This is a genomic window from Roseococcus sp. SDR (genome assembly GCF_019083995.1).
Taxonomy (GTDB): Bacteria; Pseudomonadota; Alphaproteobacteria; order Acetobacterales; family Acetobacteraceae; genus Roseococcus.
Map to the genome: position 1 here is coordinate 33,698 of NZ_JAHRCU010000023.1, position 15,276 is coordinate 48,973.

15 protein-coding genes and 1 pseudogene are annotated in these 15,276 nt (G+C 59.4%); 1 reads left to right on the plus strand and 15 read right to left on the minus strand.

Annotated features, from left to right (window positions below; genetic code table 11):
- Positions 1-510: 510 nt before the first annotated feature.
- Together KTR66_RS20850 and KTR66_RS20855 are read right to left on the minus strand one after the other, a co-directional pair.
- On the minus strand, positions 511-1,656 hold the full coding sequence (locus KTR66_RS20850) for a hypothetical protein (protein ID WP_213616043.1): 1,146 nt from the start codon (positions 1,654-1,656) through the stop codon (positions 511-513).
- 90 nt (positions 1,657-1,746) lie between these two features.
- Positions 1,747-2,313, minus strand: coding sequence for a recombinase family protein (locus KTR66_RS20855; protein ID WP_213616046.1), 567 nt, complete (start codon positions 2,311-2,313; stop codon positions 1,747-1,749).
- Between the two features lie 635 nt (positions 2,314-2,948).
- Between KTR66_RS20855 and KTR66_RS20860 the strand changes: the two genes are divergently transcribed.
- The gene (locus tag KTR66_RS20860) at positions 2,949-3,398 is read left to right on the plus strand and encodes a hypothetical protein (RefSeq protein ID WP_213616048.1); all 450 of its coding nucleotides are present in this window, start codon (positions 2,949-2,951) and stop codon (positions 3,396-3,398) included.
- Between the two features lie 355 nt (positions 3,399-3,753).
- Here KTR66_RS20860 and KTR66_RS20865 read toward each other — a convergent pair whose 3' ends face one another.
- The 13 genes and pseudogenes from KTR66_RS20865 to KTR66_RS20915 all read right to left on the minus strand — a co-directional run bounded on the left by KTR66_RS20865 (position 3,754) and on the right by KTR66_RS20915 (position 15,228).
- Positions 3,754-3,978, minus strand: a complete 225-nt coding sequence (locus KTR66_RS20865) for a hypothetical protein (protein ID WP_213616050.1) — start codon at positions 3,976-3,978, stop codon at positions 3,754-3,756.
- Between the two features lie 995 nt (positions 3,979-4,973).
- A complete protein-coding gene (locus tag KTR66_RS20870; RefSeq protein WP_213616052.1) occupies positions 4,974-6,104 on the minus strand; it encodes a hypothetical protein in 1,131 nt (376 codons plus the stop codon).
- A gap of 51 nt (positions 6,105-6,155) precedes the next feature.
- Complete coding sequence (locus KTR66_RS20875) at positions 6,156-6,707, minus strand: hypothetical protein (protein ID WP_213616054.1); 552 nt, start codon at positions 6,705-6,707, stop codon at positions 6,156-6,158.
- Positions 6,708-6,750: 43 nt separating this feature from the next.
- Positions 6,751-7,266, minus strand: a complete 516-nt coding sequence (locus KTR66_RS24920) for an LPD7 domain-containing protein (protein WP_371819188.1) — start codon at positions 7,264-7,266, stop codon at positions 6,751-6,753.
- Positions 7,267-7,352: 86 nt separating this feature from the next.
- Positions 7,353-7,763 carry a hypothetical protein gene (locus KTR66_RS24925; protein ID WP_249732318.1) on the minus strand — a complete coding sequence of 137 codons (411 nt, stop codon included), beginning with the start codon at positions 7,761-7,763 and terminating at the stop codon, positions 7,353-7,355.
- Between the two features lie 478 nt (positions 7,764-8,241).
- A pseudogene (locus KTR66_RS25345) lies at positions 8,242-8,664 on the minus strand (relaxase/mobilization nuclease domain-containing protein); the annotation flags it as partial.
- Positions 8,661-9,218 carry a hypothetical protein gene (locus tag KTR66_RS20885; RefSeq protein ID WP_213616058.1) on the minus strand — a complete coding sequence of 186 codons (558 nt, stop codon included), beginning with the start codon at positions 9,216-9,218 and terminating at the stop codon, positions 8,661-8,663. The pseudogene KTR66_RS25345 and the gene KTR66_RS20885, both read right to left, overlap by 4 nt.
- Positions 9,218-9,460: a hypothetical protein gene (locus KTR66_RS20890; RefSeq protein WP_213616060.1), complete on the minus strand. Its 243-nt coding sequence runs from the start codon at positions 9,458-9,460 to the stop codon at positions 9,218-9,220. Before KTR66_RS20890 ends, KTR66_RS20885 begins: the two co-directional genes overlap by 1 nt.
- Complete coding sequence (locus KTR66_RS20895) at positions 9,457-9,915, minus strand: hypothetical protein (RefSeq protein ID WP_213616062.1); 459 nt, start codon at positions 9,913-9,915, stop codon at positions 9,457-9,459. The genes KTR66_RS20890 and KTR66_RS20895 overlap by 4 nt, the downstream gene beginning before the upstream one ends.
- 590 nt (positions 9,916-10,505) lie before the next feature.
- Positions 10,506-10,994 carry a hypothetical protein gene (locus KTR66_RS20900; protein ID WP_213616063.1) on the minus strand — a complete coding sequence of 163 codons (489 nt, stop codon included), beginning with the start codon at positions 10,992-10,994 and terminating at the stop codon, positions 10,506-10,508.
- A gap of 365 nt (positions 10,995-11,359) precedes the next feature.
- Positions 11,360-13,312 carry a hypothetical protein gene (locus KTR66_RS20905; RefSeq protein WP_213616065.1) on the minus strand — a complete coding sequence of 651 codons (1,953 nt, stop codon included), beginning with the start codon at positions 13,310-13,312 and terminating at the stop codon, positions 11,360-11,362.
- 526 nt (positions 13,313-13,838) lie between these two features.
- Positions 13,839-14,000, minus strand: a complete 162-nt coding sequence (locus KTR66_RS20910; protein ID WP_213616067.1) for a hypothetical protein — start codon at positions 13,998-14,000, stop codon at positions 13,839-13,841.
- A 226-nt stretch (positions 14,001-14,226) separates the two neighbouring features.
- Positions 14,227-15,228: a hypothetical protein gene (locus KTR66_RS20915; RefSeq protein WP_213616069.1), complete on the minus strand. Its 1,002-nt coding sequence runs from the start codon at positions 15,226-15,228 to the stop codon at positions 14,227-14,229.
- Between the last annotated feature and the right edge of the window lie 48 nt (positions 15,229-15,276).

The window sequence follows — 15,276 nt, forward strand, 5'->3', positions numbered from 1 at the left end:
CCCGACAAGCAGCTCGCGGACGCTCCCCCACGCGGCGGAATGCCGTCGCAGGTGGTCCACTGCTGATGTGTCAGGGTGGGGAGCGGCTCTATGGGCCGCCCAGTTCAGTGAGCCGTTGGTCCTACGTGCCGATTGAAGTCGGCCCGTGAGAGCGGCTCAGCGAACTATGCGAAAAATCTGCTGGGGGGCGCTGGACAAGCGAGCGCGAGGGGCGCTATCACCCTCTTCGCGGCGGGACTGATGTCCCGTGATGATGCTCGTCCTTCGCATGGCCGAGGCGTCTAGCAGCTCGCGTGCAAAAAAGCTAGCTAAATTTTCGTGCCTCCGCAGATTTTTGTTTGGCCGCCGCTAGGCGTGCGCGCGGCGCTATCGCAAATGGCCCACTGTGCACGCGCTCCCTGACTGCGTTCCCCGTGGTGAAAACGACGAAAGGACTTTTGTACGTGCCGCTGCGGGCAGGATACCGATACTGCCCACGGCAGTGCCGAAAGTCCCTGCCAAAACCTTTCGTCAGGTTGCGGGCCACTTGATGGTAAAGCCCCCAGCCCTCGGATGGGCAATCCCAAAGCCGTTCTCCAGTGCGAGGGCCATCTCCTTTGGGCCTGGCTTGCTTCCGACAACGACCAGCAGGTGCGGCTGTGAAGCTGACCACTTCTGCTGATAATCCAGCAGCTGCCCCATTGCGGTGCGTACGGCGTAACGCACGTCGGGCGGGTCGCAGGGCTTCACTTCAGCCAGGACGTGCCCACGCCCCTGAAGTGTGAAATCGATATCCACGCCGCTGAAATTCTCGCGGAGATTCGAGATATTGAGGGTCGTAATATACGCCTTAAGCCGCGCTTGTAGTTCGCCGTGCCTCGGTGTCACTTTCAGTTCGTGCTCTGTCACATAGCGGACATAAGGCTGGTCTGCTGGTGCAGCGGTATTTCCTCCTCCTCTCCCGGCAGGTGACTTCGGCTTTCCATAGCTCTTCGTCTTCTTCGCAATGACATCAAGGTCGAAGGGACCGGTCCGCAGCCATCGGAGAATTGGGCTGTCCATGTCCAGCGATTGCTCGACGATGCTGAGTGCCTGGTCGGGCCTGATGGGCATGAACCTACTGTGCATTTTGATGAAGACCGGTGGCTTTCCGCCCACTTGCTCGGGTGGAAACAAGGCTTCGGTGTCGAGGGGGACGGGCTCACGGAACCAAGCGAACTCTGCTGGAGGGCAACGCCAGTTGTTATGGTGCCCCTCCTCACGCCACCTTGCTCGGACCGCTGCGAGGGAGCGGTGAGTCTTCCGCACGCTCGGCAGGGCCCAGAGCTTATCGGCCTCATCCTTCAGACGCAGCGCCTTGAATATGGCCTGCTTTTCTTCTTCCGTGTTCGCCAGGACGCTGGTGGCAATCCCCAGTGCATAGGGGGTACCGTTGTTGTAGGCGGTCATGATGATACCGAGGCGTCTCCCATCGCCCCACGAGGTCAATTTTTCGGTGGTCTCCGTGTGAAACACGCGCGAACCATCCCAAGTCCGGTTCGGGTCGCCGTTCCATTCTTCATGGCCGAACCCAGCCTTTGTGACGTAGCCGGCATTTTTTCGAATAACCCCGTCGGGACGTAGGTAGCCCATGGTATTCCAGACCATCGGCTTCACGACGATGACTTTACCGACCATGCTTTCCCTCCTCTTTGGAGGGGAGGCTAATCTAATCCGAAGACTGATTTCCAGTTGCGTGAGCCGCAATGGCCCACGGACCTGAGGGCGTTAAGCAGCGTCCTTCACGGCCCTCCAAACAATCGTCTTCCCGACACCAAGGACGCGCCCGATATCCCGCAGGCTTCGGCCCTCAGCGGCCATCCGCCTCGCCTCATCACGCTGGAATGGTGTGAGAACCCGCCGCCGACCAGGGTGACGGCCAGCCTTGCGAGCGGCAGCGATGCCCGCCCTCGTCCTCTCCAACATCACGCCACGTTCCCATTCCGCGACCGCCGCTAGAACCTGAACGACCAGGCGGCCTGCAGCTGTGCCTGTGTCCGCACCCATATCCAGAAGACGAACGGCCACGCCGCGGCGGTCGAGGCCTTCGATGACGGACAGTAGGTCAGCGGAGTTCCTACCCAACCTGTCGAGCTTGGCCACAACCAGCACGTCACCCGTGACCAACCGTCCCAGGACGGAAGCGAGGATGGGGCGGGCCAGGGCGGGGACTGAGCCGCTGATGACCTCCGACGCGATGTGGTCGGCAGGAACTCCAGCGGCCACCAGCGCCATCACCTGCGGCGCGGTCTCCTGTTCCGCTGTGCTGACCCTCGCATATCCCCACGTCGCCATGGCCCCCCCTTTCAATGCCTGTCCCTAATGGTGCCCTGGCATATTGCAGAACGTCCGGTCTTTTCGCAGTTCCGCCCCCTCCCCCCACTCTCCGTTTTGGGCGCGCTGTCGCCTGCCGTTTCTCGGCAGCAACTACGGGACAGGGATGCGGGACGCGGAGGGGCTGGACTGGCCTGGAGCGGGTTGAGTGGGTCGCAACCGTCCGTTTTGGGGACGGCTGACGCCTTTTGTTGCTGACTACCAAAGAAAAGCGGCTGCCTGCTCAGAGGCGGTGCATCAATCATCTCGATGATGGAACGCATGGTGGCGGGCACGATGGCCTCCGATTGTGCCAGCCACGGGCCACGGTGCGGTCGACTGCAATCCATGGCGCACTCCGAAGAAGCGCTGCCGCGACGAATACAGTAATAGTCCTGAGCGATAAAAATTCCGTCCGTTACTTCGATGTGACATGAAGCACCTGAAAAGCTTTCTCAGCTTGATGGCAGCTTCAATTTTATCTGACCTACATGACAAAAGAAATTTTTTGGATACGCCTCTTTTTTTGAAATGATGACTTGACTGGCTATTACTGCAGGATAAATGATATGCAATCGGCGATATTGCCGATGAATTCAAGATAGGAGATTATCGAAATGCCAGTCATACCTTATTGCGACCTCGTAGAGAGGATGTTGAAAAGAGAGAAGCATGAGATTTGCTTTGCTCCTGGCGCGGCATTTAGGAGTGTCATTGAAGATGCTGGTCAAATTTGTATGGAGGCGCTGACCGATGAAGTAGAAATTCAGGTCTACACCGGCGAGCGGCGAGGCTCTGCTCATCTTATTGGGCGCACATTCGCGAATAATAGAGTTTGCGGTCAGTATCTTAGCAGGCCCAGGCTGAATTTTTGTGAAATAGGCCCGCTCGATTTGGCTGAGATAATCATGAAGATGGTTGAATCATTTCGCAATAAGCCGGCCAAATTCGAAGTGATTTCCAAAATAAGGACGCAGAATGCATCCATATTTGAGCCTGACCTTCAGTTTTCGAGTGGTGTATTTTCGTCAATTCGTGAAGCCAAGGCGGCTTTTTTGATAAAGTGAGCGGATTTGATTTAACTAATTGCTTCTCAAATTCTGAAATAAATGATGGGCTTATCTTCAGAGTGGGAACCGCCGATTTATTTGGCGGCGGGTTCTGTGAGATTGAGAATTTTCCTATTGTGTATTGCGATAAAAGGCTTGTTGTGTGAGGCAAATAGGGCGAAGTCTCTTCTGGGTGGGGAGGCTTCGTGGCTCATCGAGTAAAGATGATGGCTATAATTTGAGTTATCGTTCGCTATTTTCTAGCTGATTTCCGATATGTTGTGCTGTATATTGATGTTGGAGGTTGCTGATGCGAGAGATTGCTCAAATTGAATCCCTGATGTCCTCGGTCGCTTCGGCGAGTGCGGCCGCGCTAATTTCGGGCCTTGGCCGCGGCTTCGATGAGGCAGACCGCGAGCGGCTTGCTGGCTGGATTCGTTACTATGCGGCGCTGGCCACGCAAGAAGCTAGTCGCGCCGACGCTGCCGAAGCGGAACTTCATGAATCGCGCGCGAAGTTGCGCTTCGCCGAACTGCAGATGCACCTCCTCCAGGAAGAGCTCGACGACCGAGACCTCCAGGCGCGAGACGACACTCATCGCCTACTCGCGGCTGTCAGAGACCGAGCGGACTAGCGTTCGCCATTCGAGGCATGCGTGGCGCGATGTCCCAGGACGAAGCGGGGGCAACGCCGCCGTGAATCGCCCGCTCGTCCGATACGCGTCGAGCCGCTCGTGGCGAACTGAGGCGGCCACCCTCTATGCGCCGAGCTAATCCATCCAGGTCCTGGCGCAGAAGTTCTCGTAGGTCAAAATCCGACATCGTGCGGAGTTGATGTGCGAGGGGCGGCGGAATGGAAGCAAGCAACTCTGTGGCATCGCGGTCGCCGAGAAGCCGGTGAGCTATTCGCCGCGCTGCCGAGGCAAGTTCCAGCGCCGAGAGAGTGGACTTGCTGCTCGGCGCTTGTTCAGTAGGCCTCGGGGCGGCCGATGCGGGTTCGGGCGGGGCAAGAGGGACCGAGGGGCCCGCTCCAGCCAATCGTCGGGCAAGGCCTCCCAGAAAGCCGAGAATTGTAAGGCAGAGGGCTTGGAGACATCTCAGGATATAGCGCATGGTTGGCTCCACGATGGTTAAGTAGGCCAAGTGTACCACCTCGCCATGCAAGTCAAATGCTCATAATTTAACTTCGACAGCAGAAGGAAACGCCTTATCGATGCACTTTTTTAGTTGACAAATCCGAAAAATAAACGAAAAGGATGAAAATAACATTTGACCTGCGGTGCGTTATCTGACATTCTTCACTCAGAGCAAGGGATTTTGCTTGCTCCATATGCAGATGACCCAGGGTTTTCCCCGCCAATGCAGGGATGTTTCGAGCTACTCCCTGGGTAGGGTATTGTTTCCCCATAGGGGGTTAGAAGGAAGCACTAGACTTCTGACTATGAGTCCTGTTCCCCCAATCGGGGTCTGCCCCGCCAGTAAATCTGGCAGGGCTTTTTCGATTTATTGACGTTTTAGTGTTGTTGATTGTGTGTTACGGGCTCACAGGACGTAGGGCGTGCATGTCCGTTTTAGGGACGAAGCCCGCCCCCAATCAATCGCCGGTATCTTCGCTTGTGCCTTGTGCGGCGTCGTCGTTCGCTGGCTTGGCTAGAAACTTGAGTGGTTCATCGGAGAACGTTGGGAACAAAAGCTTCTGCCTGACCTCCGCGAGCTCAGCATAGTTGGCTTTGCGAACCCGTCCCTGCTCATCCTCTCTTTCGCCATCCGCCTGCTCTGGCGGCGGTGGACCGAGGCGAACCTCAATCGTGATGCCCTTTTGCAACTGGTCGAGGAGAATGCCCAATACCTGCGTCAAGTCCGTGCGCTGCTCCTGCGCGCGACCAGCTTCCTCATACCGAACTCCCAACATTTCGCGGACCTTGGCCTCAACCAAGCCATTCACCTTCTTCTCAATCGCCTTTTCATACATTTCAGCCAAAGCCGCTGAATTCTCGATGTCTAGCTTTCGTGTTTGTGCGCGAACCAGCCGAATGTCCTCGACCTGCTTCCAAACCCCCAGCCCCCATGTCACCAGCTTCCCAATCGCCAGTATGGTGGCGAGTGGTAGGCCCAGCGTGAAAAGTGGGTCGGATGTTGAGATACGCCGCACCTCGGCTGTATCGGGACTACCAGAAACGGCCTCGGAAACCGCGCGAATGATGCGGTTGATGGTCTTGAGTTCCTGTTGCAGGCCATCGAGCGAGTTCGAGAAAACGGTCCGTGGAAGGCGGATACCCAACTCCGCTTCACCCGCTTCGAGGGGCGGCTCTTCCAGCCCAAGCTCGCGCAAATGCCTCGACAGTGCGTCCAAGCCAGTCAGGAAATCCGCGCGGCGCTGGATGAACGGGGCTAATTCGTTTGCGGCGACTTGAAGCGTAGCGGCGTTCGCCTGGACAACGCCATCTACCATCTCGGCTAAATCATTGAGGAGAAATTCCGCACCGCGCAGTTCCGCAAATGCTTTGCGGTCTTCTGGCCCCAAAGACTTGGTGGCTGCCGTCTGCGCATCTGACAGCTGGGTCAATCCGTCGCGCAGACTTGTCTGCCATTGTGGGGAGTTGGGGCTGCTGACGAGGTTCTGGAGGCTCGACATAACCGAGTTTACCAGAAGGTTTTGCAAGCCGCCGTGGGCTTCCGTGGCCCGCATGCGCTCCACAATTTCAAGAAGGCGACTTGCGTTCATTTGGACCCATCCAGCGTGAGCTGTGATTTGTCGGTTAGCGCAAGAGATTCTTCAAGAACTCAGTGGCAAGCCAGCCCGCTCTTGCATCACCTGAACCATCGCCGCCGCGAGCGCCTGCTGCCCTGCATCTGGCCTTTTGGGTGGGAGCAGCTCAAACATCGGCCCCGCCGTGTCGACCTTCCCTTTCGGAAGCGCGATGTCCTTCAGGCCCGTGGGCCTGGCATCCGCGCCACGGACGATTTCGCGCAGGCTGGCTCGATGGACGATACGCTTGGCCACCCGCGCGGAACCAGCCACCGACATGACCTCAACCCTGCGGTCTGACTGCGACGGAGACACGCCCTCGGGCAGTTGTCCCAGGACAACCCATGATTCCGCTCGGAGCAGGACCATCTCCGCGTCCACTGAGATGGCAGTGAGCCGCGCGAGGTCCATGAATTTGGCCTTGGTCTCGTCGTCCACGAAGGAGGCGGGCAACAAGCGTGTCGTCCCATCTGCGCCTACGATGATGAATAGCGGGGAGACATGCCCATCCTTGATGAGAGTCTTTTCTGCATGAGCCAGGTCATGCTTCCAGCGAGCTTCGAACTGTGCAGGCGTCATGGCAAACGATTACCACGGCCAATCAGAGAAGGGAGCGCCCGAACTATATCCTGAAGCCGATGGCAGCCTGCGGTTCTGCAACGCGGGCAGGGGCCATCTCTGTCTCTGCCCTGAATTGCTCACGCAGGCGCTCTTGCTCGTCCCAGGACAACGGGCAATCCTCGACCTCGATGCCGCGCGCCAGCAACTCACGCGACGCGTTGGCACGGAACTCGTCATCACCCGTCACGACCACACTCGCCCAGCTCCTGCGCTGGACACAAGACACCAGCTCGGAGATGGCCACATCGTCGGCTTTGCCGCGAACCGTGATGCGGTCCCCCGTATCGAGCAACTGCGCCCCCGACCAGAGCGTCAGCAGCAGCCACGCACCCGCCTTGTCCCTGTCTATCCGCCTCACGTTTACGATGGCCTCGGGCGGCAGCCAGTAGTCCAGCCGATAGGCTTGCCGTAGGAGCACCAGGCGAAAACGCTCGCGCCTCAACCTCAAGTCTGGTTCAGGCTCGGCCACGCGAATGGTGCGACTTGCCACGCCCTCCACGCGCGCGACGCGCTTCACTGGACCTCGGACCTGCTCGCTCCATGTCAGCAGCCTGGCCCTGTCCTGGGGCAGCCCAAACCGACCTTGGATGGCCGCGACGTCAATCAGTCGTCTGAGTCGTCGTGCTCTGTCCTCTTGGCTACGCGGGGCTTGCGCTGCGGCACAGTCTCGTCTGCCAGTTGCTTGGCCTCGTTCCATGCCGCTTCGCGGTTCGCCCTGCTGCTGAACAAGAGCACCAGCGCGTTCAGCCTCTCGTTCGTGACTTTCTGCTGTTCCACCATTTCGCCGAGCAGCCCCTCGATGCGGTCCAGCGAAGTCTCCCCCGCGTGCTCCTCCGCCATGTCCAGGAGCGCCATGAGCAGGTTTGCTTTCTCGGCTGCGTGCAGCGATGCTGCGTATGCAGGCGTCATACCTCGCGCGTCTAGAGTTCGCAGCGTCGCTGGGTCCACCATCCCCGCGAGCATCTCCGAGAAGTCGTGGGTGCTCCAGCGCCTGTCGTTCGTGTCGTCGTCCATTGTTCTTCCTCCCCGTTGTTCCTGCCTCTGGCAGGAAGCAACCTGTTGTTGGCGCGTCGACCTCGGCGCGCATGAAGTTGTTGACCGCGTTGCTCTTCACTCGAACGAGTCGATGCAACGCCCCCGCGAAAGCCCACGAACCGTCTGGTCCCTGAGCCTCGACGACCCAGCGCGATGCCTTGTCGCCCCGCACAGCGCGCAGCCCGCTTTCGCTCAGTATGTCCTGGAACGCTGCAACATCGCCGCCCGCCAGCGTCCAAGCATCGCGCACATCACGCTCGACCCCAGGCATTGACCGCCTGGCTCGCCGCCCGAGTTCGTTGTGCAGCCCATCAGGCCAGGCGCTCTCCGCACGGGCATCGGGCTGCAATCCCTCGGCGCGCAGATAGTCCGCGACTTCGCCACTTCCCTCAGCCGCCAGGGCATCGAGCACGGGTGCATTGAAGCGTCCTGGGACGATATCGTGTCCCCACGCTACCTCCAGCTTGCGGCTGACCTTCTCGTGCCTCGCGTAATCCCAGCGCGTCGAAAGAACCTTGCCCGTCAGCGGATTCACCTCGGGCACGAGCAGGTGAAGATGGAACTCCGAGGCAGCACCATCATGTCGTGGCTTCTTGTGCCGAATGAGGACGACGCGTTCAGTGTCGAACTCAAATTCCGCCGCCAGTGCCGCCACGGCCTCGGCTTCTTGCTCGGGAGTGATGTCCTGCTCGGGCGAGAGCTTCCAATGACGGATAGCGAACTCCTTCTTTCGCTTCCGCGCGTCTCGAACCCAGTCGTGCAGGTCTTGCTCCGCGCCGCGCAGCAGCGTGATTTCTTCGTTCGCGGGACCACGCAGGACGTGCTGTGCGGTGCTTTTCGCACCCACACGCGCTGGCAGGCGGGAGGACTTGATAATCATCGTCGCCCCCTCGGGTGCAGAACCCTCTCCAAATCCCGCCGCAGTTCCTCGACGCCCGCCTGCACGGCCAGGACCGCCTCCAGCAGCCGTGCGCGGTCGGGCGCGCGGCCCATCTTCGCTTCTCGGTTTGCCCAGACCATCGCTTGGTTCAGGTTGTTCCCCACACCAGAGTTCAGGTCTCGCCGAAGACGCAGGAGTTCCTGCAACGCTTCGTCCCCCACGTGTGGTATGTCTTCCTTCGCGGCATGAGCGAGAAGCACTTCACGCGCCCAAGCCGATACGTCATCGCGTCGTGCCCGCCGTACGGCAGCGAGCAGGGCAGACCGTTCGCGTGGATGCAGGCGAATACCCAATGGTCTGGACCGTGGCTCGCCCTCCACGGCCCTGGGGGCGCGCTTCTTCCGCTTTGCCTTGGTCCGCTGCGGTCCTGGGACGGGTTGGCGTTTCGCCATCGGCGAAAGCGCCTGAACGGATGGTGTAGGGGCAGCATCCATGGGCATCCCCCACTCGTCGAGTTCCTCCGCAGCCGAGTTGGGCGAGAGGGCCTCAGTCATCACACGTCCGTTTCCCGAGCACGGGCGGCGATGCGGTCTGCGTCCTCCATCGCCTGCACGAGGTCGGGATGTTCGACCTCGTGAATCACTATGCCGTCTCGGTTCATGGTCAGCTTGAGCCGACCCTGGATGGTCAGGAACTCCACCTCTGCAGTCAGAGTTCCGCGCGGTACGTCCCAGGACGCACGCAGGATGCCGTCGCCAGGATGTTCCCAGCGTGTGGAGGTGTCGGTTGTGGTCATGGCCGTGCCTCCCTTTTTGCGACCATCAACTGCGCGACGGCATACCGCAGCGCCTCCCACCTCGTCGTCATATCCTCCACCAGTGCGTCGGTCAGTGGCCTCGTGGCGAGGTGCATCTGTGACACCTGCCGCACCCTGGCGACCAGGGACTCGATGGGAACGCCTGAGAGCAGGCCAGCTTCGCGTGGCGCGTCGCTGGGAGTGCAGGCCAAACCCTCGCAAACCTCGATGTCCGTCAGCGTCCGACCATCCGCCGCGTGGAAGGTGAGGGCCGCATGCGCTTGCCATCGGCAGAGCTGCGCGGCGCCCAAAGCGGCCAAGCGTGGCCGCTCGTCTGAGGCTTCATCAATGGCCTTGCGGTAGGCTGCCGCTGCCTCGCTGACGGCGACGAAATGCACAAACCCCTGAGCCGCGAGTCGTAGAATTCGTTCGTCTCTCCAGTCCAGTATTTCCATCTCCCAATACCTCTAAAAAAGCAGGGGCAAAGTTTTGCGCTAAAGGCAACAAATTTACTGTCCCGTACTGACCCGTTTCCGATGGTCTGGAGCGATGGTTTTCCACTTCCCGACCAGGGGCCTTGGTTGTCTTCACCCCATTACTGGAGGGGCTTTCCTGGGGGTCCACGGGGGATGAAATCCCCCTGGCGAGCTGATTCTTGTGAAACAAGAAGCATGGCTCGCACCACCAAAAACCAGACAACCAAAGTCCCATAGAAGGAAGTATAGTTTACTGATTTGCAGATTGCCGGTCTTTTAGTCAAAAACAAATATTATTTGGTTGTCACTGTTTGAAAGTGATGGATGACGGCAGAAAGCTACGTCTTAAAACGCCGTATTGTAAGGCGTTGTCCAAAGCAGGTTTTGCTCAATGAAATCGGGGGTCTTTGCCACTTTCGGAGGGAAAAATTTTTCGCCGTTTTGCGGATATCTGAACGTACCAACACATTCTTTCAGGCTTGAGGTGCCTGAGTTAGATTAGGTTGGGTCATGCCTAACCAAACCTAACTAATGCCGCGTTGCTTGGGCCGTATCAGGGTGGGGAGCACTCAGCGGGTGCGGTCGCTGCGCAGGGCCTCCAGTGCGCCTTCTGCGCGTGCCGCTCGCTCCAGTGCGTCACGGGCTCGGTCTTCGGCAGCCCGCTCCGCGACAGCGGCAGCTGCGACCCTCGACATTGCTTCGTCCCGTGCGGCGATGGCCATGTCGATTTCCTTGCGCGCCGCATCCACCTGGCTCCTCAAGGATGCCTCAGCGGCCTGGGCTGCGTGGAGCATAGCGCGAACGTCAGAGAGTTCCTGGCGAAGGCCGCTGACCTCGGCGGCGGCTCGCTCAACTCTGACGGCCATGTCGGCCTCCCGTGAGCCAGAGACTTGAGCGCGTGCGACTGCTTCCGTGGCGCGGTCTTCCGCTTGGTGCAGGAGACTCTCCAGGCGTTCGATGACCGCCTCAGCCTCCCTGGTGGCTTCACGCAGCGCCTCGTGATGCGCTTGGTCGCGAGCGGCAAGAATATTCGCTACCTGTCCATCCAGGCCTGCCATGGCATCCCGAAGGAGTTCGCTCAGGCCTCGGCCCACATCGCGTGTCAGCGCACCCCAGGCTTCTGCTGGAATAGCATGCGGGCCAGCCGCGTCTGTCTGTGCACCTGCCTCGCCCAGGCCTGCCAAGTGGCGCTGCCACACTGAGGTGAGGCGGGTAGTCTTGCCGCCGCCCACACGCATTCTTAGCGCCCACCCCGTGACCACTTCGCCCGCAGTCCTGAGAGCTTCTCCTGCCTCAATGATTGTCTCGTCCGTGACTTCCGCCCGCCTCGCCCCCCCCCCCCCCCCCCCCCAAAGTTTGAACTAACCACAAACTAACCAAACATATCGTGGATTGGGCGGATTGTCCGGTCTTATTTTAAATATCAGCCCGTCGCTACGCCCATAAAGCCGCGATGGAAGCGGTGGTAGGAGTGCTTTTTGTTCTCCCGTTTACTCTGCTCTTTGGCCCAAATCCGAATTTCGCGGTCTCTCTCCGCTTCAACGGCCTTGGCCTCTTCCTCCACTGTCGGGACGTGCATGACCAGCACGGAGAAGGCCAGCGGCTCTGTGCGGCGGAACTCCTCCAGTCCCTGCCGCCAGTCTCTGCCGCGCAGGATGCGGATGAGCTTCTTCCAATTCGTGGCCCACCAGTCCTGGGTGCCAGGCACCGTGCTTGGGTCGGGCTCTGCTGGCATGGTCAGGACAGGGTTGGGCATCCGCCCCACAGAATGCGCCCAGGTCACGTAGGAGCGGTCCTGAGCGGTCATCCGTGCCTCCGCAACCTGAGACGCCTCAAAAACTCTCAGCGCCTTCCTGTACGGCTCCAGAACGGCTTCCGCAGCATCGTGGAACGCGGCGGGGTCGCCAGGCACGTCGCAGAGCTTCCAGCGCAGGGCCACACCAGCCCCCGAAATCCAGGCATGAATCTTACGCCGCTTCCCCGTGCGCCCCTCGTTCGCCCAACTTGGGGGTGGGAGTGGGCCGAGCGGGATGGGGATGGTTGGGTCCAGAATGCGGTCTGGGGCCTGCTGACGCCCTGGTCGGCGCGGTTCGCGCGCGGACGTAATGACCTCAACAGAGAAATCAGGAATCTGATTCCCAGTACCAACCTCAGAGTTAGAGAGTACTACCTCCCTATGGACTACCAACTCCTTTAGAGGTGCACACGGAGTAGCCAGGCTGTTTTGCGGTTTTCTGCGGCTTTCAGTGTGATGAATTGTCAACCCAATCGTGTATTTCTTGACCCAGGCCTCGGACCTGCTCACAGCCTCTGCGGTCGCTCTGATGGAAGCTCCTTTGGCTCTCATCGCGTGTGCGCGAGAGATGACTTCAGCCGTCTCGGCCGCGAGGTCAGCGCGGGTCTTCCTTCCCGACTGCTTGCGTTTCGCCTGTAGTCGTGCGGCGCGGTCACCGAGGCCCCCGAGACCGAGAGCCTTGCACTCGACCGTGCTGATGCCGAGCAGGCTGCGGATGGTCGCGGGCCTATAGGAGTACATCGGCGACCGCGCCGCGCCCTGCCAATCCACGGTCTCGCCCGCGCCGTGGCGGTGGATGCGCTCGGTGACCGACCTGTGGGCACCGCTGCCCCACCATTCCTTGTCAAGCCACTCACGGGAGACACAGAGTTCGGCGACGGCCGTCACGGTCTCGCGGAAGCTGCGGTCTCTCGTTCCTTGTCCATCGAGCGCATAGGCAAGGCACGAATGCAGGGCGAGCATGAACGAGTTCCGCTGACCCTCAGGAACACCTCCCGCGACGTGCCACGCGCGAAGCTCGGCGTGGTCTTTGCCCCACGCGACGCGGGCGCGGACCCATTCTATGAGGTCGAGGGTGATGCGGGCGTAGCCCTGCATCAGCGCGCATTTCTCGCGGTGGAGATGGAACGCGGCGCGGTTGCCCAGGATGCTGGTCCGCCTCGCCAGAACCGCTGCGACATCCAAGGGGAGCACCATCGCCCCTTCGGGTTTCCGCAGTTTTGTAGCCACATCGTCGGGCAGGGTAGGGACCACGAATGGCTCCGAGGCACGTCGCTTTGCTCTCGGCCTCCTGACTTCCCTTGGCTGTTCTGCCTCGGTGATGAAGGGCGCGAGTTCCGCCAGGACCGCGTCCACGTCGAACTCGTCGGCCTCGCCGTCGAGAAGCAGCCAGCGCCTGTCACCGAGCGGGTCGTCCATATCCTCGGGCAGGCGGGGCGGGGAGATGTACTGGAGCTGGACGGCGAAGCCCGTGCGGTGGTCGATGCCACCCTTGCCCATATCGATGCCCGCTGCCTCCATCGCCGCGCGGACCCATCGGTCCAGGCCTTTCAGGATGAGGACGCGTTCGGCTTCATCCATCGGGCGATTGCCTATGCGCCGCACAGCCGCCGACAGAGTGGCGGGCACCTGGCTCCCCGACCTCACGCAGCAGGACGAGGACCAGGCGTGCGATGCAGTGGCCACGCGCAGTGATGGGGGCAGGAATCCGTCCATCCATCGAGCGGCGGCCATACTATCCACTCTGGGGTCAAGGCCCTGTAGATTTGGGAACTTGTCGCGGTCCTCCGTTAGGACGCGCGATGGCTGGTCCACGATGGTCTTGTCCTTCAGGCGGCGGATGCGTCGGTCCTGGGACGGCTCAGTTAGCGTGCCAGCAATCAGGGCGGCTGAGGTTTGGCCTGTGGCCAGCCCGACGATTTCGCGATGAAGGTCCGTGATTGAGGTGACGGGGATGGACCGCGCATCGTACCACTTCAGCGGCGGAACCTTGTCTTCGAGGGCGCCATCCACGGTTTTTGTGAAGACTTTCCCGAGGAAGGGCGTGGTCGCAGCACCGCTGGCAGGAGTCAGAACGGTCAGAAGTTCAGTTTTAAGTTGAATTTTGCTATGTGGCGACACGGATACCGCCCAGGGAAATCAGAGTTCCCTTGACTGCATCCCAAGAAAAAAAGATGGAAAACTTTTCCAATTCCACAGCAAAAGGCTGGACAACAGCCATCACGACCATTACATTTGTGTCAGTGAGGCGCGTCGGGTAGTCCTTCATGTCTGGTCTTTTCTAGGGATGGTTGAACCACTTGAAGAAACTTGGTTGAGATGATGTGAAAACCTTCTCAATCAGCGCACTTCATAACCCATTATATGCATTGTACGGCAAAACAAAAGAAAAAAGTGAGTAGCCTTGAAAAATCAAGGCCCCTTAAATTTGGTATTGGAGTGAAGGTAGTAGGGACAAAACTTTGGATTGCGTCAAGGTTTCAAGGTTACTCCAATCAGAATGGGATATCATCATCGAGCTGCTTGGGGCTTTTGTGAATTGCCTTACGTGGCAGCGGTACATTATTGACAATGAATAAGTTCATGACGTCTTCTCGGTCCATAAACATGATTTGGCTACGCTTATGCCTATCTAGGGCCTGCCCTATGAACTCCCTGGCGGCTTTGGTTATCTCCCCGCCCGCCGCGATGAATGCATGGTCGACCAAAACCTTTCTGTTCAGTTCGGGGTCGAACACCTCGTGTGCCAACATCATCTGTGCTTGATTCAGAATTTCAGATATGTTGGCGTTGCCTTGCTTGGTAATCCCTGAGGCGTCCAACTTTCCCTTCTTTGCTTGAATGCCGAAATAGAGGACATGCTGTGTGGGCAGAACATAGCGCATCCAAATGTCTTTTCCGAACTCAAGTGCCTTATCCTTGTGTCCGCCCGATGTGATGCGGTGAAAGCCAACTTGCCGCAGCATCGGTAGAAGTACCTCGCCTATGAACTCGTCCTCAGATGCCTTGTCGAGGTAGGCGGCAAGCTGCGCCCGTTTCTCTTCCTCCTGCCTACTGAACGGACGGTGTGGATTGGCAGCACTGGCGATGACGCTTTGAGTTCCGACGTGTCGTAGGTAGCATTTGCCATTATCTGCGTAGAAGGCCTCGTAGCCCTCCCTGCCGAGCGGCACATTGATGACTCTCAGCGCGTTTTCGCGCTTTTCAGTGTCGTGAACTGTGCGGTCTCCGAGGTCCATCAGTCGGGTCAGAACTCGCAGGAAAGCGTCGGGCGGTGTCTTCGCATCGGGCTGAGGCTCGTTGAGGATTTCAGTCAGGGCAGAGGCCACCCAGGCCGCCCGCGTGCTCCCATCATGCCGAAAGTCTGTGTCGGCATCCCTGAAGAACCGCGTCAGCGCACTGCTTGCGCGGTAGGGGAAAAAGAAAGGGGCGTTCTGGTCGTAGTTGCCACAGACCATGTCAGCCAATTCTTCGATGCTTCGGTCGCGCCACTTCATGGGCAGGAGCATATCAGGCACGCGGGGTGCCAGCATACCAGTGGAAAA

What these genes read in the sequence shown, in the direction of transcription:
- KTR66_RS20870 (WP_213616052.1), bottom strand. Translation starts at nt 6,104, where the DNA reads ATGAACGCAAGTCGCCTTCTTGAAATTGTGGAGCGCATGCGGGCCACG.
- KTR66_RS20890 (WP_213616060.1), bottom strand. Translation starts at nt 9,460, where the DNA reads ATGACCACAACCGACACCTCCACACGCTGGGAACATCCTGGCGACGGC.
- KTR66_RS20855 (WP_213616046.1), bottom strand. Translation starts at nt 2,313, where the DNA reads ATGGCGACGTGGGGATATGCGAGGGTCAGCACAGCGGAACAGGAGACC.
- KTR66_RS20910 (WP_213616067.1), bottom strand. Translation starts at nt 14,000, where the DNA reads ATGAAGGACTACCCGACGCGCCTCACTGACACAAATGTAATGGTCGTG.
- KTR66_RS20885 (WP_213616058.1), bottom strand. Translation starts at nt 9,218, where the DNA reads ATGACTGAGGCCCTCTCGCCCAACTCGGCTGCGGAGGAACTCGACGAG.
- KTR66_RS20915 (WP_213616069.1), bottom strand. Translation starts at nt 15,228, where the DNA reads ATGAAGTGGCGCGACCGAAGCATCGAAGAATTGGCTGACATGGTCTGT.
- KTR66_RS20895 (WP_213616062.1), bottom strand. Translation starts at nt 9,915, where the DNA reads ATGGAAATACTGGACTGGAGAGACGAACGAATTCTACGACTCGCGGCT.
- KTR66_RS20875 (WP_213616054.1), bottom strand. Translation starts at nt 6,707, where the DNA reads ATGACGCCTGCACAGTTCGAAGCTCGCTGGAAGCATGACCTGGCTCAT.
- KTR66_RS24925 (WP_249732318.1), bottom strand. Translation starts at nt 7,763, where the DNA reads ATGGACGACGACACGAACGACAGGCGCTGGAGCACCCACGACTTCTCG.
- KTR66_RS20850 (WP_213616043.1), bottom strand. Translation starts at nt 1,656, where the DNA reads ATGGTCGGTAAAGTCATCGTCGTGAAGCCGATGGTCTGGAATACCATG.
- KTR66_RS20860 (WP_213616048.1), top strand. Translation starts at nt 2,949, where the DNA reads ATGCCAGTCATACCTTATTGCGACCTCGTAGAGAGGATGTTGAAAAGA.
- KTR66_RS20905 (WP_213616065.1), bottom strand. Translation starts at nt 13,312, where the DNA reads ATGGATGAAGCCGAACGCGTCCTCATCCTGAAAGGCCTGGACCGATGG.
- KTR66_RS20865 (WP_213616050.1), bottom strand. Translation starts at nt 3,978, where the DNA reads ATGAGTGTCGTCTCGCGCCTGGAGGTCTCGGTCGTCGAGCTCTTCCTG.
- KTR66_RS20900 (WP_213616063.1), bottom strand. Translation starts at nt 10,994, where the DNA reads ATGGCAGGCCTGGATGGACAGGTAGCGAATATTCTTGCCGCTCGCGAC.